We start from the raw sequence: 16922 nt of genomic DNA, 5'->3' as shown, positions 1-16922 counted from the left end.
CCAGCGAAAGGTTCGCCATGCAGCTCGGATTCAAACTGGCGGCCGAGGCTTTCGGCCCGAAAGAGCTTGTTCGACAGGCAGTGCGGGCCGAATCGGCCGGTTTCGATTTCGTCGAGATGAGCGACCACTTCCACCCGTGGCTCGACGAGCAGGGCCACTCGCCCTTCGCCTGGACGGTCCTGGGCACGATCGCGGCGAGCACCACCGACATCGGGCTCGCCACCGGCGTGACCTGTCCGATCATCCGCTATCACCCCGCCGTCATCGCCCAGGCCGCCGCCACCACCGCCCTGGTCTCGGATGGGCGGTTCACCCTGGGCATCGGTTCGGGCGAGCGACTCAACGAGCACGTCATCGGCCACGAGTTCCCGCCGGTGCTGATCCGTCAGCGGATGTTGCGCGAGGCGCTCGAGATCATCCGATTGCTGTGGCGCGGCGGCTATCGCAACTACTACGGCGAGTTCCTGGAGCTGTCGGACGCGCGGGTGTTCGATCTGCCGCAGACACCGCCGGTGATCGCGGTGGCCGCGGGCGGGCCGAGCGCCGCGGCGATCGCCGCCGAACTCGGCGACGGACTGTTCGCCACCGAACCCGATCCCGAACTCGTGCAGACCTTTCACGACAAGGGCGGATCCGGTCCGCGCTACGTCGAAGTGGGGGTCGCCTTCGCCGAGGACGATCGCGCGGGCGCCGAAGCGGCACTGTCGACCAACCGGTGGTCGACCGGTGGCTGGAAGGTGATGAGCGAGCTGCCCAATCCGGCGAACTTCGCCGCCGCGTCGAGCACCGTGCGAGTGGACGACATGCTCGAATCCTTTGTCTGCGGCAATGATCCGAAGCGCTACGTCGAGGCGGTGCGCAAGGCCACCGACGCGGGTTTCGACCGTGTGGTGCTGATGAACGCGGGACCCGACATGGATGCGTTCCTCGACTTCTACAGCAGCGAACTCGCGCCCCTGCTCCGCTCGGAGATCTGACAGCAGGCGCTGCGGAGGGAGGCCGAAATGCCCATGTACGTCGGCACTTCCGGCTGGCAGTACCGCGACTGGCGGGGTGTGCTGTACCCGCCGGGGCTGCCCGTCCGGCAGTGGCTCGAGCACTATGCGCGGGCGTTCGCGACGGTGGAGTCGAACAACGCGTTCTATCGCTTGTCGAGCAGGGAGAACTTCGCCGGTTGGCGGGAGCGCACGCCCGCGGGCTTCGTGATGGCGGTGAAGGCGAGTCGCTACCTGACCCATATCAAGCGATTGCGCGACCCCGCCGAACCTGTGCAGCGCCTGCTCGACCGGACCGCGGGACTGGGTGATCGGCTCGGACCGATCCTGCTCCAGCTGCCGCCGACCCTGCGCGCGGACCCCGATCTGCTCGACAACTGTCTGCGCTGCTTCCCCGACACGGTGCGAGTGGCGGTGGAACCGCGCCACGATTCGTGGTGGACAGACGAGATCGGTGACGTCCTGCGATCCCGTGGCGCGGCATTGACCTGGGCGGACCGTGATTCGCACCCGATCACCCCTCTGTGGCGCACCACCGACTGGGCCTATCTACGCCTGCACGCCGGCCGCGCCGCTCCCCGGCCGTCCTACGGCAAGCAGGCATTGCGCGGCTGGGCGCATCGACTACTCGACGCCTGGTCCCCAGACGCCGACAGCTACGTCTATTTCAACAACGATCACGGTGGTGCGGCGGTCCGCGACGCGGTCACCTTCGCCCACCTCGCGGCGGCCGCGGGCGCGGACGCGACGCGAGTACCCGATGTGCACGCGACCGCGGGCTGATCAGCGAGCCGATGGGGACAGGATCAGGCCGAACCCGGTCTCGACAAGACGGCGAACCCCGCCCCCGATGTCGCGCGATCGGTGATCGGCGCGAGATCGCAGGCGGGGTGAACCAGTGCTCACCAGCCGGGATCGGTGTCCAGGGGGACGTTGATCCAGCTCGGGCGGGACGGGTCGAGCTCGAGGTGCTGGGTGCGCAGGCCGCTTTCGTTCAGCAACGGCCGCAGCGGGATTCCGCTGGGGAAGTTGCCGGCGAAGACGTCGACGCGCAGGCGGTGACCCGGCAGCAGGACACCGTCGGTGGCGCGGATGCCGATCTCGATCTTCGTCGGCTCGCCGGGCACGATCGGCTGACGGGTATCCAGGGTGAGGTACGGATACGGGTCGGTGTAGTCGCCGTTCGGCGAGCGGGTTGCCTTGCCCTCGTCGATCGTGCGCAGGGATGCCATCAGCTGCCCCTGGGACCAGACCGTCGACGTGCCGTCGGGCGCGACATCGTTCACCGTCACCGTCCAGTAGCCGTCGGTGGCGTCGAGCACGGTGTTCAGGTGGGCGGCGATCGGACCGGAGATCCGCGTCGGCGCGGCCACCGGGGCCGTGGTGAAGGTGAGCGCGGCGCCCTCGCTGATCCGGGCGTCCTTGGCACAGATATCGGGCAGCGGGACCAGGCCGGCCGTGCCCTGCGCGGCATCACGCGAGCAGATGGTGGTCAGGCTCGGATCCACCGAAACGCGTTGCGCGGCACCGGGAGCAGTGCGCAGGCTGCCGTCGTGGCGGGCGCCCGGCGCGGTGCCGGAGGCGGCGGCGTCGAGATACATCCGCCGGTACTGCATGCCCGGCCGCGGGAAGGCGACGTCGGCGGTCCACTGCCCACTGCCCTGCTGCCACAACGTGACCGGGTCGTAGCGGTCGATACCGTTGTCGATTCCCTTGAGCCACTTGTCGAACCACGCGCGCTGCAACGAATCCGCCGGCGCGGGCGCACCCGGTTGGCCGAGTCCCGAGGTCACCGTCACGTGGTAGACGTCGTCCATGACGAGCTTCTTCTGCTCGGCGGGCACGTTCACCGCGTTGTAGATGCGCGGGGTGGAGTAGGTGAAGATGTCGTGCCAGCCGCCGTAGAGGAAGGTCGGCACCCGCACCTGATCGGGCGAGCCCACCCAGGCGGTCCGCAGCGCGCTCTCGTCGTCGAGGATCGACGCCATCTCCGGCGGGATCTGCTCCACGTTCGGAGTGGTCAGCGCGGCGATGAGCACGTTGAAGAAGGTGAACGGGTCGGTCACCCGGTCGCGCAGCCAGACCCAGTCGAATTTGCCGTTCAGCATCGACATCAGGTCGGGCAGCAGCTTCGCGCCGTCGACGGCGAGCAGCCAGGCCGGGATGAACCCGATCCCGAGCGCGCCACCGGGGGCGGCGACGTCGCGGATCAGGTCGCTACCGGGCACGATCGGGAAGATCGCCTTGAGCGCCTCGGGGTGCCGCTGCGCGGTCTGCAGCTGGTTGATCGCCGAGTAGGAGATGCCGCTCATCCCGATCTTGCCGTCGGACCAGCCCTGTTTCGCGGCCCAGTCGACGATTTCCACACCGTCGAGTTGCTCGCGTTCTCCGAAGACCTGCCAGGTGCCCTGGGAGAAGCCGGTGCCGCGCACGTCGACGACCACCTGGGTGTACCCGCCGCGGATCAGATTCCGGTCGACGCCGAAGGTGCGGGCCGCGCCGCCGGGCAGCGCGTTCATCATGTCGCTGAGGCTGCTGAAACCGAACGGCGAGAAGTCCAGGTTCTGCAGCACCGGCATCAGCAGGTCCGACAGGCCGGGAACCGCGAGCGCCGAGTCGGCGACGTTGGTGACCAGCTTGGTGTAGGGCGTCATATTGACGATCGTGGGCGTCGGCTCGGCGACGGGCTGACCGTCCGCACCGGCCGGGTGATAGACGTTCGCTTTCAATACGGTGCCGTCACTCATGGTGATCGGCACATCCCACTCGATGAAGACGTTGGGGTACTGCTGCGGCCCGTTATGGGTGGCGACGAACTGCGCGTCGAGACCCTCGGCATTCGGCGATGCTTGTCCGACCGGTGCGGATGCGACGGCGCCTGCCATTACGACGACGGATGCGACCAGCGCAGCCAGCCGCCCACGATGTGTGATCATGCTTCGGTTCAGCCCTCCACCATCGGGAACTCCGACGTTCCCGTACCGGGAAGTAACGTAGCGTGGGTCACGTCCGATCGCAAGAACATGTTCTGGGCAATCCACGATCAGCGCCCGCGCGCGTCCCACCGCGGTCACCTGACAGAATTGGCGTTGTGACAGCGTCCGAACTCGATGACGGCCGCCGGTACCGCGGGGCCGCCCCTGGGCAACGTCAGCAGGACCGCCGCACCCGGTTACTCGAGGCGGCCACGGACGCCTTCGGCATCGACGGCTACCGCAACACCACAGTCACCACGATCTGCGCGGCGGCCGGCGTGGGCAAACGCTACTTCTACGAGTCCTTCACCGACAGTGAGGATCTGCTGCTCGAGGTGTACCGCGAGACGGCCGCCCGGATGATCGAGGCGATCCATACCGGCCTGCGCGAGGCCGAGGCCGTCGACGCTCAGGTGCGCGTCGGCCTGACCGCGTACTTCCAGCTCATCCTCGACGACCCCCGGGTTCCCCGGATCGCTTTCTTCGAGATCCTCGGCGTGAGCCCCGCGGTCGACCGGGCCTATCACGACGTTCTCGACGCGTTGGTCGATATCTGCATGGCCCTGATCACCCCGCATGTCGACCTGGAAACCCACCCTGCCGTCAGCGTGCGCACGGTGCTGTTCGGCCTGGTCGGCGCCATCGTGATCATCGCCCAGAAGTGGGTGCTCGACGCCTACCGCCAGCCGATGGCCGATGTGGTGGACAGCGCGTGCCTGGTGGTCAACGCGGTGCTGGCGCGGATCGGACCGGACGGCGACCGACGGTGACGCCGGAACTGCGGCACCTGCGCTATCTGGCCGCTGTCGCCGAGCACGGGAACTTCACCCGGGCCGCGGAGCAGCTACACCTCTCGCAGCCGACGCTGTCGCACCAGATCAAGCAGCTCGAGCGCGCCGTCGGGGCGGTGTTGCTCGACCGGACCGGGCGCAGCGTGCGGCTCACCGACGCGGGGGCGGCCTATCTCGCGCATGCCCGCCGAGCTGTCGACGAGGTCGCCGCGGCACAGCGGGCCGTGCACGACGTCACCGATCTCAGTCGCGGCCTGCTCCGCTTCGCCACCACTCCCACCTTCACGCCCTATCTGGTCGGCCCGCTGATCGCGGCGTTCCGGGCCCGGTATCCGGGGGTCACCGTCGAGTTCGGTGAGTTGTCCCAGGACGCCATGGAGTCCGAGCTGCTCGACGACCGCCTCGACCTCGGCATCGCGTTCGCTCCACCGCGCCTGCCCGGCATCACGGCCGAAGCGCTGTACGAGGAGACCCTGGCCGCCGTAGCCGGCATCGCCGCGCGCCCCGCGCTACCAGAGTCCGTGACACCCGACGATCTGGGCGGCCGCGATCTCGCTCTGCTCAATTCGACGTTCGCGACCCGCCACCACATCGACAGCTACCTCCACGACCACGGCGTTTCGCCACGAATCGCGGTGGAGGTCAATTCGATTCAGGCACTGCTGGAGGTGGTATCCACCTCGGACCTGATGACGATCCTGCCCGAGTCGGTCACCGACACCCATCCCCCACTCGCCCGGATTCCACTGCGGCCCAGCATGTCTCGGCGAACCGTCACGTTGCTGTCCGCGGCCGAGGGGCACCGCAGCGCCGCCGCGACAGCTTTCGCCGAATCGGTCCGCGAACAGACGCGGTGAGCGCGTCGGCACGCCCGCTCAGCGCAGCAGTGCGACGATCGCGTCCTGGTGGAGGCGTTCGGCGTTCTGTAGCGCGGTGCGGCCTTCGGCATCGCGGATCTGCGGGTCGGCGCCCGCGGCGAGCAGCGCGGTGACGGTTTCCTGGTAGCGCTGCGAGCCGTCGCCGTAGACGACCGCCTCCTGCAGTGCCGTCCACCGCGGCTTGTTCACATGGTTGACGTCGACGCCCGCGGCGATCAGCATCCGCACGGTGCTCACATGCGCGTGCTCGCTCGCCGGGATGAGTGCCGTACCGCCGTAACGGTTCACACTGCGCAGGTCCGCGCCGTGGCGCAGGGTCGCCGCGAGGATCTCGTCGAGGCCCTCGGCTCCGGCGTACAGGTAGGCGGAGTCCTGGAGGTCGTCCGCGGCGTTCACGTCGGCGCCCGCCTCGATCAAGGCCGATGCGGCCGCGGTCGCCGTGTTCTTGGTGGCGGCGACCAGTGGTGTGCGCCCGTTGTCGCCACGCGTCTCCATATCGGCGCCGCGGGCGATCAGGTCGCGGACCCGGGCGGCATCGTCGGCGAGGGCCGCGTCGTAGAGGTCGGCGTCCAGGGCGTGGTCGAGCTGCCTGGTCTGCGGTGTGGCAGCGGAAGTCGTGGCCGACGTCTCGGGCGTCGCCGAGGCGACGGCGGATTCCGGCGTGCCCGGGTCGGCGGAGCAGGCGCCGACGCCCACCGCGAGCACCGCGAGCGCGAGCACGGCCGCGCGGGGCCCACGAACTGCCGGGCGAGCCGGATTCATAGATATCTCCTCTGGTCAGGTCATGCTCCACCGTGCCCACCCCGTCCCCCCACGTCCAGGACGCAGCGCCGATCGCCACCATCGACACCGTCTATGCGCAGCCGCGAGGACGCGATCCGGGGAGCTGGGGCATCTCTGGTTTCGACGAAAAGTAGGCACCGACCCGTTGATCGACGGTGTCGCCGGGTACCCCCGGAATATGACTACTCACGAGAACCGCCAACTCGACGAGGTCATCGAGCGGTTGATCATCCGGTACCCGACCATCGCACCCGCTGAGCTCGCCGACATCGTGCACAACGTCTACGACGCGTTCGGGAAGGTGCACATCCGCAACTATGTTCCGTTGCTCGTCGAACACCATGTGCGAGAAGAACTCGGCAGTCCGACAGGTGAGATCCCACCCATCCCGCATTGACCGGGCGGGCGGCCCCGCTAGCGTTGACGTAGACCCACGCCAACCATGAGGAGGTCCGCATGCCAGACACCGTCCGCGGAGTCATCGCCCGCGCGAAGGATGCGCCGGTCGAAACCGTCGACATCGTGATTCCCGACCCGGGACCGCACGATGTCGTCGTCCGCGTCCAGGCCTGCGGGGTGTGCCACACCGACCTGCACTATCGCGACGGCGGGATCAACGACGAGTTCCCGTTCCTGCTCGGGCACGAAGCCGCCGGTGTGGTCGAGTCCGTCGGCGCGGCGGTGACCCATGTGGCCGCGGGCGATTCCGTCGTCCTCAACTGGCGCGCGGTGTGTGGCGAATGCCGAGCGTGTCGGCGCGGGCGCCCCTGGTACTGCTTCGACACCCACAACGCCAGCGTCCCGATGACGCTCACCGACGGCACCCCGCTCACCCCGGCCCTAGGCGTCGGCGCTTTCGCCGACAAGACCCTCGTGCACGAAAAGCAGTGCACCAAGGTCGATTCCGAGACCGATCCCGCCGTCGCCGGCCTGCTCGGCTGTGGCGTGATGGCCGGGATCGGCGCCGCCGTGAACACCGGCAACGTCTCGCGCGGTGACAGCGTCGCGGTGATCGGCTGCGGCGGCGTCGGTGACGCCGCCATCGCCGGTGCGCGCCTCGCCGGTGCGGGCACGATCATCGCGATCGATCGTGATCAGCAAAAACTGGACTGGGCCAAGGACTTCGGCGCCACCCACACCATCGACGCGACCAGCGAGGACGTGGTCGAGCGGATCAAGGAACTCACCGGCGGTTTCGGTGCCGATGTGGTGATCGACGCGGTCGGCCGCCCGGAGACCTGGCAGCAGGCGTTCTACGGGCGCGACCTGGCGGGCACGGTCGTTCTCGTCGGCGTCCCGACACCCGACATGACGTTGGAGATGCCGCTGATCGACTTCTTCTCGCACGGCGGTGCGCTGAAATCCTCCTGGTACGGCGACTGCCTGCCCGAGCGCGACTTCCCGATGCTCATCGACCTCTACCGGCAGGGCCGACTGCCGCTGGACCGGTTCGTCACCGAGCGGATCGGCATCGACGGGGTCGAGCAGGCGTTCGCCGCGATGGCGCAGGGCCGGGTGCTGCGTTCGGTGGTGGTGTGGTGACTCGCATCGAAAGAGTCGTCACCTCGGGCACTTTCGCGCTCGACGGCGGCACCTGGGATGTCGACAACAATGTGTGGCTCGTCGGTGACGACACCGAGGTGCTCGTCATCGACGCCGCCCACGACGCCGATGCCATCGCCGCCGCGGTCGGCGACCGGCACGTCACCGCGATCCTGTGCACACACGGCCACAACGACCACGTCACCGTCGCGCCAGAACTCGCGCAGCGCCTCGATGCCCCCGTCCTGCTGCATCCCGGCGACGAGCCCCTCTGGCGCATGACCCACCCGAGGGCCGACTACCACTCGCTGGCGGATACCACCCGGATCACGGTGGCGGGCACCGATATCGACATCCTGCACACCCCCGGCCACTCCCCCGGCTCGGTCTCGCTGCACCTGCCCGACCTCGCGGCCCTGTTCACCGGTGACACCCTGTTCGCGGGAGGCCCGGGCGCCACCGGCCGCTCGTTCTCCGACTTCGACACGATCATCGACTCGATCCGAGACCGATTGCTCACGCTTCCCGAGGAGACCACGGTCCACACCGGTCACGGCGACACCACCACCATCGGCACGGAGCGTCCCGCGCTCGCGGACTGGATCGCCCGCGGCCACTGACCGCATGCCCACCGCCGATCGGCGGTGGGCACGCAGGTAGGCGCGGTACCGAGCGCGACAAACGATCCGTGAGCCTCAGTCGCGAAGATCGGCGACGGACTCCTGGTAGGCCACGGCCGCCCGGGCGAAGTAGTCGAAGAGCACTTCGCGCTGCTCGGGGGTGTAGCTCGCGATGATCTCGCCGATCCGGCGCCGCGCCGGGGCGAGCACCTTGTCGAGCTCGGCGGGCTGGTCGATCGGCTCGACGATGACCTTGCGCCGGTCGCCGGGGTCGGCGCCGCGACGCACGTACCCCGCCTGTTCGAGGCGGTCGACCAGACGGGTGGTCGGACCGGTGGTGAGGCCGGTGCGAGTGCCGAGCTCACCCGGCGTCATCGCGCCGCTCAGCGCGAGGATGTTCAGCGCGTACAGGTCGGTCGCGTGCAGATCGACTGCCTTCGCACCTGCCTGGGCGTGCAGCACCACCGAACTCAGGTACCGGCGAAAGATCGCGCTCGGGTCGTCGTCAGGTTCCGACATGCTCGCCACTCACTTCCTCCGCGCAGACACTTCGTCGCCAATGATAGATCGGAGTCCACTCCGTTGTGATCGCGCTGCGCGCAACCCGTGAATCCGGCATCTCCCTGCGCGATCGTGGAAGCATGACTTCCACCGCCGCGCCATCGACCACCGATTCCGAGCTGGACGCCATCTTCGCCCCGATCTTCGACCGGATCGCCGCGGGCGCGGTGGAACGGGAGGTCGATCGGCGGCTGCCGTTCGACGAGGTGGGCTGGTTGAAGGAGGCCAAGTTCGGGGCGTTGCGGGTGCCGGTCGAGTTCGGCGGGTACGGCGTGAGTGTGCGACAGCTGTTCCGGTTGCTCATCGACCTGGCTGCGGCCGAGTCGAATCTGCCGCAGGCACTGCGGGTGCACTGGTCGTTCGTCGAGGATCAGCGCCTGGCCGAGGCGGGCCCGGAGCAGGAGCGGTGGTTGCGGGCGGTCGCGGCGGGGACCCTGGTCGGCAATGCGATCACCGAACCGGGGGTCGGCGCGGTCGACCGGTATCGCACTCGGCTGACCCGCGACGGTGACCGGCTGCTGCTCAACGGCGTGAAGTACTACAGCACCGGATCACTGTTCGCCGATCACATCCTCGTCGCGGCCGACAGTGACGGCGAGCGGCTCGGCGTGCTGGTCGACGCGGACGCCGAAGGTGTTGTGCAACACGATGACTGGGACGGCTTCGGGCAGCGGCTCACTGCGAGCGGCACCACCGAGTTCACCGATGTCGTGGTGGCCGAGGACCGCGTCCTCGGACCCGGCTACGGTGTCGCGGGGCCCACCTACGGCACCGCCTACCTGCAACTGGTGCAGCTGGCGGTGCTCGCGGGGATCGCCGAACGCGCCGAACGCGACGCCAGGGAATGGGTGAGCGCGCGCACCCGCACCTACACCCATGCCGCCGCCGATCTGCCGCGCGAGGACCCCCTCGTCCAGCAGGTGATCGGCAAGCTGTCGGCGGCGGCGTTCACCGCGCGTGCGGCGGTACTCGCGGTGGCCGATGTGCTCGACCGGGTGCTCTACGCCGGGGCGACGGACGAGAAGGATCTCGTGGCCGCCGAATTGGCCGCCGCGCAAGCACAACTCGGGGTGATCGACATCGTGCTCGGCGCCACGACCCAATTGTTCGAGCTCGGCGGAGCCTCGATCGTGTCCGAACAGCTGCGCCTGGATCGCCATTGGCGCAACGCCCGCACCATCTCGGTGCACAATCCCGCCCTCTTCAAAGCTCGCGCGGTCGGCGACTACCTGCTCAACGGCACCGACCTGCCGTTCGGCTGGAGCGCGGGCGAGCGGAACACCGGCACAACAGCTTCCGCGAGTCCGGAGCCCGAGGATGCGAGCACCGTGGCGGCATCGCGATGAGCAGGCCGATCCGGTTCAACGCCTTCGACATGAACTGCGTCGCCCACCAATCCCCGGGGCTGTGGCGTCATCCCGAGGACCAGTCGCACCGCTACACCGATATCGCCTACTGGACCGAGTTGGCGACACTGCTCGAACGCGGACGGTTCGACGGGATCTTCATCGCCGACGTCCTCGGCACCTACGACGTGTACGGCGGCAACGACATCGCGGCGCTGCGCCAGGGCGCGCAGACGCCGGTCGCCGATCCGCTGCTGCTGGTGTCGGCGATGGCAGCGGTGACCGAGCACCTCGGTTTCGGGATCACGACCGGCACCGGCTTCGAACACCCGTTTCCGTTCGCGCGCCGCCTGTCCACCCTCGACCACCTCACGAACGGGCGGCTCGGCTGGAACGTGGTGACCGGCTATCTACCCTCCGCGGCAAGGAATTTCGGCGCCGAGGATCAACTCGACCACGACGAACGGTACAACCAGGCCGACGAATACCTCGAGGTGCTCTACAAGCTCTGGGAGGGTTCGTGGGAGGACGACGCGGTAGTGCGCGATGCCGAACGCGGCATCTACACCGATCCGTCGAAGGTGCACCACATCGGCCACCACGGCAAGCACTACACCGTGCCGGGGATCCACGTCTCCGAACCGTCGCCGCAGCGGACGCCGGTGATCTATCAGGCGGGCGCCTCCCCGCGCGGTGTGCGGTTCGCGGCCGAGAACGCCGAGGCGATCTTCATCGCCGGACCCTCGAAAAGAATCCTGGCGCAGACAGTTTCGCGCGTCCGGGACGCGCTCGAGGCCGCAGGCCGTGACCGGTACGCGGCCAGGATCTACGCGCTGGCCACCATCATCACCGACGAGACCGACACCGCCGCACAGGCAAAGCGCGAGGAGTACCTGTCCTACGCGAGCATCGAAGGCGGACTGGTGTTCATGTCCGGCTGGATGGGAATCGACCTGTCGCAGTACGACCTCGACGACCCGATCGGCGAGGTGCAGAGCAACGCCATCCAGTCCGCGGTCGCGGCGTTCCAGGAATTCGACGACGACGGCCGCGAATGGACAGTGCGCGATATCGGCCGCTGGGCGGGCATCGGCGGCATGGGCCCGGTGTTCACCGGCTCCGGCGAAACAGTCGCCGACCTGTTGCAGGAGTGGGTCGCCGACACCGACCTGGACGGATTCAACCTCGCCTACGCGATCACGCCGGGGACATTCGAAGACATTGTGCGCCACGTTGTTCCGGTCTTGACCGAGCGCGGCGTCTACCGGACCGACTACGAGCCGGGCACCTTGCGCAATGCCCTGTTCGGTGCCGGTGATCGGCTCCCGCCCGAGCATCGCGGCGCCGGGTATCGCGTCGGCGGTCCGCGGTCCACCGTGTTGCCACCCGAGCAGTCGCGTCCCGAACCGGTGGAGGCACTCGCCCGTCCGTAGCGTGGCGTGTATCGCCGATCAGCGCCAGGACGTACTCGGCCTGGCGCCGATCGGCGTGCCCCATAGCTATATCCGCTGGGGTGCAAGGTATTCGGATCGATTCCCGCTGATCGCAACACTCATCATCGGGCGAAGGTGAGCGCACCATTCCGGTATGACATCGCAGACACCCGTTTCCCGTTCCCCTCGTTCGGCCGCGGTAATCGGCGCCGGCCAAACCGGCGTCACTGCGGCGCTAGGTCTTCTCGATGCCGGTTTCACCGTGACCCTCTACAGCGACCGAGATCAACGCTCACTCCGTGACGACGTCCCCGCCACCGGCACCGCCCTCGAATTCGGCGAGACCCAGCAGGCCGAGGCGGCGCTCGGGCTCGACAGCTACACCGGGCGCGCACCCCGCCACACCGGGCTCAGCGTGCGCATCGCCGGACCCGAGAACGCCGAACTGATCGCCTTCGACGGCACCTTCGACGGTTATGTCGGCGTCGCCGTCGACACCCGGCTCAAGGCCGATGAGCGCCTCACGGCCTTCCTCGAACGCGGCGGCGATTTCGTCGTCGAACCGGTCACCCCCGAATCTCTCGACGCCATCGCCGCCGCCAACGACCTCACCCTGGTCGCCACCGGCCGCGGCGGGCTGGCCGACCTGTTCCCGATCGACGAGGAACGCACTGTCTACGACAAGCCGCAGCGCTCGCTGCTCACGGTCACCGTGACCGGCCTGGACTTCGACCCTGGCGTCTTCGCGCACCGCAGCCCGGCAGGCGGGGCGCACAGCCTGTTCTCCATTCTCGCCGAACAGGGCGAGGCGTGGTGGGGTCCGTACCTGCACAAGGACGCGGGTCCGAGCTGGGCGTTCCTGGGCTGGGCCCGACCCGGCAGCGACTGGGAAACCCGTTTCGCCGCAGCCGATTCCGCCGAATCGGCGTTGCAGATCGTGAAGGACCTCTACCGCGACTACATCGACTGGGACCTGCCGGAAGTGCAGGCCACCCAGGTGATTGCCGAGGACCCGCACTCCTGGCTCAAGGGCGCGGTCCGGCCGGTCGTGCGGGCCGGGGTGGGACACACCGCGGGCGGCCATCCGGTCGCAGCCCTCGGTGACACCGCGGTCGCCTACGACCCGGTCGCGGGCCAAGGCGCGCAGAGCGGGCTGATCCAGGCGCAGCGCCTGGTCGCGGCCGCCGCCGTACACGACGGACCGTTCGACGAACAGTGGATCACCGACCAGTACGCCACGTTCCTCGCTGCCCGCAGCGACGCCGCCGCCAAGGTGACCCGCCTGTTCCTCAGCGACCCCGAATTCGGCGACATCGGCGGCCAGTTCTTCGCCACGGCCGCCGTGAACCCGAAGTTCGCTTCGGCATTGGTCGGCCTGCTGCACCGTCCGCAGCCGTTCCTGCCGATCGACTCCCCCGCCGACGCCGCCGCCTACATCACCGAGGTCACCGGCACGGACGCGGCCGAATTGCTGGCGGAGTTCGCCCCCGCGGGCCGCTTCGAACGCTCGACGTTCGCCCCGGCCGCCGTCGGGTAAGAGGTGGATCCGGGCGGCCGCAGGTACCTGCGGCCGCCCGCTCCAATTCGTCCCGCCGGCTATACCGAAGCCCCGGGGCCGGTGCACTCCCAGGCCGCCTCGATCATCCGGAAGATCTCGTCCACCGCGGCTTCCGGATCGGCGGCCTCCCGGCCCAGCGAGTAGGCGTCGATCACGAACCTCGCGATCGCCGCGCTCTCCGTCGTGGTCCGCGCCAACGCGGGATCGGCGGCGACGGCCGCTGCCAGCGCCTGCGCATGGCGCACCCGCATCGACTCCCCGTACCTGCGCAACGCGGGGGATTCGTCGATCATGTGCCAGATCGGGGCGGCGCTGTCCGCCGAGCAATGTCGCACCATGGCATGGATTTCGCGCCGCAGCGCGGGGATGAGCGGTTCGTCGGCCGCCCGGTCGGTGACCGCCCGCACGAGTCCCTGTTCGAAGTCCTCATCCCGCTCGAACACCAGGGCCTCTTTGGCGGCGAAGTGGGCGAACAGTGTCGTGACGGCAACGTCGGCCTCAGCGGCGACTTCGCGGATGCCCACCTCGTCGTACCCGCGTTCCAGGAAGAGCCGCAGGGCGGTATCGGCGATCTTCTGGCGGGTCACGGCCTTCTTGCGCTCACGACGTCCGGTCGGCACGGTCATGCCAGGAGGCTACCAGTTAGGAATCTGTATCAGTTATGAATTCATACCTGTTTCAAAACACTAACCGTTAGTGTTACGTTCGAGGCATGAGGAAAGTGAGCTTCGCCGAGTTCGGCGGTCCCGACGTCCTGCAACTCATCGATGCCGAGGAGCCCCACGCGGGACCCGGCCGGATTCGCATCGCGGTGCGCGCGGCGGGCGTCAACCCTGTCGACTGGCGGCTGCGCGAAGGCCAGATCCTCGGGGCGCATCCGATCGCCTTGCCCGCCGGTGTCGGGCTGGACGCGGCCGGGGTGGTGGACGAGGTCGGCGCGGGCGTCGACGGAGTCGAGGTCGGCGACCTGGTGTTCGGCGAAGGCTCGAGCACCTATGCCGAGTTCGCCGTGCTGACGGCCTGGGCCCGGATGCCGGCGGGCCTGACGTTCGAGGAAGCCGCTGGGTACCCCTCCGTGGTGGAGACCGCGCTGCGCGTCATCGGCGAGGTCGGTGTGCGGGCCGGGCAGACACTGCTGGTCAGCGGCGCGTCGGGGGGTGTCGGATCGGCGGTGCTGCAGATCGCGCGCGAGCGTGGCATCACGGTGATCGGCACCGCGGGGGCCGCGAACCAGGACTATCTCCGGAGCCTCGGCGCCCTCCCCACGACGTACGGCGAGGGGTGGGTCGAGCGGGTGCGCCGGTTCGGGCCGGTCGACGCGGCCCTCGATCTGGCGGGCTCGGGGGTGATCAGCGAGCTCGTCGAGCTGACCGGGGATCCACAGCGGGTGCTCACCATCGCCGATCTCGGTGCACCCGCCCTCGGGGTCCGATTCTCCGGCGTGGCGGGGAGCGTGCCGGATGCGCTCGCCGAGGCCGCCGCCCTCATCTCGCAGGGCACACTGCGTATCCCGGTCGAGAAGTCGTACTCGCTGTCCGACGCCGCCGCGGCGCACGTCGACAGCCAGGCCGGTCACTCACGCGGACGCCGGGTCATCGTCCTCTGAGTCGTGCGCGATCGCGGCGAGGCCACGGCGGCCCACACCCAGGGGTGGACAGCGACCACCCCCGGGTTCGCTGGGTGATACCTGCGGGCACTATCCGGACCGGCACAGAGAGCGGATAGTCATAGTCAGCCCCTATGACTTTCTCCCCGGTGAAGGAAAGGCCACATGCAGCCCAGCTACGTGCACCACGTCAGGCAGCAGGTTCGCGTCTACGGCGAGACCCGCTCCTACATCTACCTGCGTGAGGCGGGGCGCGAGCTCGTCGAGGAGGTCGTCACCTACCGCGATCTCGATCGCGATGCCAGGGCGCTCGCCGCGTGGCTGGCCGATCGCCCGGAATCGACCGAACCCGTCGTTCTGCTCTACCACGACGGCATGGCTTTCCTGCGGGCCTTCCTCGGCTGCCTCTACGCGGGCGTCATCGCGGTGCCCGCGCCCCTGCCGCACGACGAGCGCAGCACGCGGCGCGTAGCGGGCATCATCGCCGACTCCGGCGCCCGCCTGGTTCTGACCACCGCCAACTTCCAGCCGATGGTCGCCGCGGCCACCACCGCGGCCGTGGTGGCCACCGACGAACAGCTCGGTGACCCCGACGCGTGGCGCCTGCCCGACATCGACACCGGGACCATCGCGTTCCTGCAGTACACGTCCGGCTCGACCGGCACACCGAAGGGTGTCGTCGTCACCCACGGCAACCTCCTGCACAACGAAGCCGCGATCGCCGCCGCGATCGGGAGCGACGACACCTCGACCGGCGTCACCTGGATCCCGCAATTTCACGACATGGGCCTGATCGGCTCGCTGCTCGCCTCGATCTACGCCGGCGCGAACCTGGTGTTCATGTCGCCCACCACCTTCCTCAAACGCCCCGTGCGCTGGCTACAGGCGATCGACAAGTACCGCGCCACCTGCACCGCCGCCCCGAACTTCGCCTATGAACTGATCACCAAGCGCGTCACCGACGAGCAATTGGCCACCCTCGACCTGTCCACCCTCGAGGTGGCGTTGTGCGGCGCCGAGCCGGTCCGCGAACGCACCATCGCCGCGATGCGCGAACGGTTCGCACCCGCGGGGTGGCGACCGACCGCGCTGCTGCCCGCCTACGGTCTGGCCGAGGCGACGCTGCTCGTCACGGCGGGCCCGGTCGACGCACCGCCAGTCGTCACCGACGGACCCGACAGCCTGCTGGTCGGTTGCGGACAACCGGCGCGCGGTCTCACCGTCCGCGTCGTCGACCCGCACACCGGGCAGCAGGCCGTCGACGACACCGTCGGCGAGATCTGGGTTCGCAGCGACAGCGTGGCAGCCGGCTATTGGAATCGGCCCGAGGAGACCAGGCACACCTTCGACGCGTACCTCGGCGACGAAGGACCCTTCCTGCGCACCGGCGACCTCGGAATGCTGTGCGACGGCGAACTGTTCGTCACCGGGCGGCTCAAGGACCTGCTCATCATCAACGGCCGCAACCTCTACCCGCAGGATGTCGAGGAACTGGTGGAGGAGTTGCATCCCGCGCTCACCACCGGCGTGGCCGTCTCCGTCGAAGCAGGTGGCCGGGAACGACTCGTCGTCGTGCAGGGCATCAAGACAGCGCTGCTGCGCGGTACCACCCTCGCCGAGCTGACCTCGACGATCAAGATCGCGGTCGCCCGCGGTTTCGATGTCCCCGCACCGAGCGTCGTCCTCATCGAGAGCCGCTCCGTGCACCGCACCACCAGCGGCAAAGTCCAACGGGCCTCGATGCGCGAGGCCTTCGTCGACAACAGCATCTCGACCGTCCTGCACGAAGACCTCGAACCGGCCCTGAGCCGATCCTCGACCGCGACCCACTGAG

The 16922-nt window shown here is 68.8% G+C and carries 16 protein-coding genes; 12 read left to right on the top strand and 4 right to left on the bottom strand.

Annotated features, from left to right (window positions below; all coding sequences use genetic code 11):
- Window positions 1–17 precede the first annotated feature (17 nt).
- Window positions 18–977, top strand: a complete 960-nt coding sequence (locus ACFQ9R_RS26405; protein ID WP_378993994.1) for a TIGR03557 family F420-dependent LLM class oxidoreductase — start codon at window positions 18–20, stop codon at window positions 975–977.
- Between the two features lie 27 nt (window positions 978–1004).
- A complete protein-coding gene (locus ACFQ9R_RS26400; protein ID WP_378993992.1) occupies window positions 1005–1778 on the top strand; it encodes a DUF72 domain-containing protein in 774 nt (257 codons plus the stop codon).
- Between the two features lie 119 nt (window positions 1779–1897).
- On the opposite strand, the gene ACFQ9R_RS26395 is transcribed toward ACFQ9R_RS26400, so the two are convergent.
- Complete coding sequence (locus tag ACFQ9R_RS26395; RefSeq protein WP_378993990.1) at window positions 1898–3931, bottom strand: CocE/NonD family hydrolase; 2034 nt, start codon at window positions 3929–3931, stop codon at window positions 1898–1900.
- A 155-nt stretch (window positions 3932–4086) separates the two neighbouring features.
- Between ACFQ9R_RS26395 and ACFQ9R_RS26390 the strand changes: the two genes are divergently transcribed.
- Both ACFQ9R_RS26390 and cynR read left to right on the top strand, forming a co-directional pair.
- Window positions 4087–4740: a TetR/AcrR family transcriptional regulator gene (locus tag ACFQ9R_RS26390; RefSeq protein ID WP_378993988.1), complete on the top strand. Its 654-nt coding sequence runs from the start codon at window positions 4087–4089 to the stop codon at window positions 4738–4740.
- Window positions 4737–5618 carry a transcriptional regulator CynR gene (gene cynR / locus ACFQ9R_RS26385; protein ID WP_378993986.1) on the top strand — a complete coding sequence of 294 codons (882 nt, stop codon included), beginning with the start codon at window positions 4737–4739 and terminating at the stop codon, window positions 5616–5618. Before ACFQ9R_RS26390 ends, cynR begins: the two co-directional genes overlap by 4 nt.
- Window positions 5619–5636: 18 nt before the next feature.
- Here cynR and ACFQ9R_RS26380 read toward each other — a convergent pair whose 3' ends face one another.
- Complete coding sequence (locus ACFQ9R_RS26380) at window positions 5637–6401, bottom strand: ankyrin repeat domain-containing protein (RefSeq protein ID WP_378993984.1); 765 nt, start codon at window positions 6399–6401, stop codon at window positions 5637–5639.
- A gap of 199 nt (window positions 6402–6600) precedes the next feature.
- Here ACFQ9R_RS26380 and ACFQ9R_RS26375 point away from each other — a divergent pair, with 199 nt between their 5' ends.
- The 3 genes from ACFQ9R_RS26375 to ACFQ9R_RS26365 are packed head-to-tail and all read left to right on the top strand — an operon-like array spanning window position 6601 to window position 8584.
- Window positions 6601–6819, top strand: coding sequence for a three-helix bundle dimerization domain-containing protein (locus ACFQ9R_RS26375; RefSeq protein ID WP_358067951.1), 219 nt, complete (start codon window positions 6601–6603; stop codon window positions 6817–6819).
- A 59-nt stretch (window positions 6820–6878) separates the two neighbouring features.
- Entirely contained in the window at window positions 6879–7964 is a 1086-nt protein-coding gene (locus tag ACFQ9R_RS26370; RefSeq protein ID WP_378993982.1) for an S-(hydroxymethyl)mycothiol dehydrogenase, read from the top strand.
- Window positions 7958–8584: an MBL fold metallo-hydrolase gene (locus ACFQ9R_RS26365; RefSeq protein WP_378993980.1), complete on the top strand. Its 627-nt coding sequence runs from the start codon at window positions 7958–7960 to the stop codon at window positions 8582–8584. Before ACFQ9R_RS26370 ends, ACFQ9R_RS26365 begins: the two co-directional genes overlap by 7 nt.
- Window positions 8585–8659: 75 nt before the next feature.
- Here the strand turns inward: ACFQ9R_RS26365 and ACFQ9R_RS26360 are convergent, their stop codons facing one another.
- Window positions 8660–9103 carry a MarR family winged helix-turn-helix transcriptional regulator gene (locus tag ACFQ9R_RS26360; protein WP_378993978.1) on the bottom strand — a complete coding sequence of 148 codons (444 nt, stop codon included), beginning with the start codon at window positions 9101–9103 and terminating at the stop codon, window positions 8660–8662.
- A gap of 122 nt (window positions 9104–9225) precedes the next feature.
- On the opposite strand from ACFQ9R_RS26360, the gene ACFQ9R_RS26355 reads away from it, so the two are divergent.
- From ACFQ9R_RS26355 to ACFQ9R_RS26345, 3 genes are all read left to right on the top strand, one after another.
- Entirely contained in the window at window positions 9226–10491 is a 1266-nt protein-coding gene (locus ACFQ9R_RS26355) for an acyl-CoA dehydrogenase family protein (protein WP_378993976.1), read from the top strand.
- Entirely contained in the window at window positions 10488–11924 is a 1437-nt protein-coding gene (locus ACFQ9R_RS26350; protein ID WP_378993974.1) for an LLM class flavin-dependent oxidoreductase, read from the top strand. The genes ACFQ9R_RS26355 and ACFQ9R_RS26350 overlap by 4 nt, the downstream gene beginning before the upstream one ends.
- Before the next feature lie 154 nt (window positions 11925–12078).
- Window positions 12079–13461: a styrene monooxygenase/indole monooxygenase family protein gene (locus tag ACFQ9R_RS26345; protein WP_378993972.1), complete on the top strand. Its 1383-nt coding sequence runs from the start codon at window positions 12079–12081 to the stop codon at window positions 13459–13461.
- A gap of 59 nt (window positions 13462–13520) precedes the next feature.
- On the opposite strand, the gene ACFQ9R_RS26340 is transcribed toward ACFQ9R_RS26345, so the two are convergent.
- Window positions 13521–14108 carry a TetR/AcrR family transcriptional regulator gene (locus ACFQ9R_RS26340; RefSeq protein WP_378993970.1) on the bottom strand — a complete coding sequence of 196 codons (588 nt, stop codon included), beginning with the start codon at window positions 14106–14108 and terminating at the stop codon, window positions 13521–13523.
- 86 nt (window positions 14109–14194) lie between these two features.
- Here ACFQ9R_RS26340 and ACFQ9R_RS26335 point away from each other — a divergent pair, with 86 nt between their 5' ends.
- Both ACFQ9R_RS26335 and ACFQ9R_RS26330 read left to right on the top strand, forming a co-directional pair.
- Window positions 14195–15088 (top strand): NADP-dependent oxidoreductase, encoded by an 894-nt coding sequence (locus tag ACFQ9R_RS26335; protein WP_378993968.1) that lies wholly within the window; start codon window positions 14195–14197, stop codon window positions 15086–15088.
- A 165-nt stretch (window positions 15089–15253) separates the two neighbouring features.
- Window positions 15254–16921 carry a fatty acyl-AMP ligase gene (locus ACFQ9R_RS26330; RefSeq protein ID WP_378993966.1) on the top strand — a complete coding sequence of 556 codons (1668 nt, stop codon included), beginning with the start codon at window positions 15254–15256 and terminating at the stop codon, window positions 16919–16921.
- Window position 16922: the final 1 nt, after the last annotated feature.

Origin of the sequence: Nocardia sp. NPDC056541, from assembly GCF_042794235.1 — a bacterium.
Lineage (GTDB): Bacteria > Actinomycetota > Actinomycetes > Mycobacteriales > Mycobacteriaceae > Nocardia.
This window is presented reverse-complemented; position numbering and strand designations above follow the sequence as displayed.

Coding starts and splice junctions, on each gene's coding strand:
- ACFQ9R_RS26340 (WP_378993970.1), bottom strand. CDS start 14,108: ATGACCGTGCCGACCGGACGTCGTGAGCGCAAGAAGGCCGTGACCCGC.
- ACFQ9R_RS26370 (WP_378993982.1), top strand. CDS start 6,879: ATGCCAGACACCGTCCGCGGAGTCATCGCCCGCGCGAAGGATGCGCCG.
- ACFQ9R_RS26375 (WP_358067951.1), top strand. CDS start 6,601: ATGACTACTCACGAGAACCGCCAACTCGACGAGGTCATCGAGCGGTTG.
- ACFQ9R_RS26405 (WP_378993994.1), top strand. CDS start 18: ATGCAGCTCGGATTCAAACTGGCGGCCGAGGCTTTCGGCCCGAAAGAG.
- ACFQ9R_RS26400 (WP_378993992.1), top strand. CDS start 1,005: ATGCCCATGTACGTCGGCACTTCCGGCTGGCAGTACCGCGACTGGCGG.
- ACFQ9R_RS26380 (WP_378993984.1), bottom strand. CDS start 6,401: ATGAATCCGGCTCGCCCGGCAGTTCGTGGGCCCCGCGCGGCCGTGCTC.
- ACFQ9R_RS26350 (WP_378993974.1), top strand. CDS start 10,488: ATGAGCAGGCCGATCCGGTTCAACGCCTTCGACATGAACTGCGTCGCC.
- ACFQ9R_RS26355 (WP_378993976.1), top strand. CDS start 9,226: ATGACTTCCACCGCCGCGCCATCGACCACCGATTCCGAGCTGGACGCC.
- ACFQ9R_RS26330 (WP_378993966.1), top strand. CDS start 15,254: ATGCAGCCCAGCTACGTGCACCACGTCAGGCAGCAGGTTCGCGTCTAC.
- ACFQ9R_RS26395 (WP_378993990.1), bottom strand. CDS start 3,931: ATGATCACACATCGTGGGCGGCTGGCTGCGCTGGTCGCATCCGTCGTC.
- ACFQ9R_RS26335 (WP_378993968.1), top strand. CDS start 14,195: ATGAGGAAAGTGAGCTTCGCCGAGTTCGGCGGTCCCGACGTCCTGCAA.
- ACFQ9R_RS26360 (WP_378993978.1), bottom strand. CDS start 9,103: ATGTCGGAACCTGACGACGACCCGAGCGCGATCTTTCGCCGGTACCTG.
- ACFQ9R_RS26345 (WP_378993972.1), top strand. CDS start 12,079: ATGACATCGCAGACACCCGTTTCCCGTTCCCCTCGTTCGGCCGCGGTA.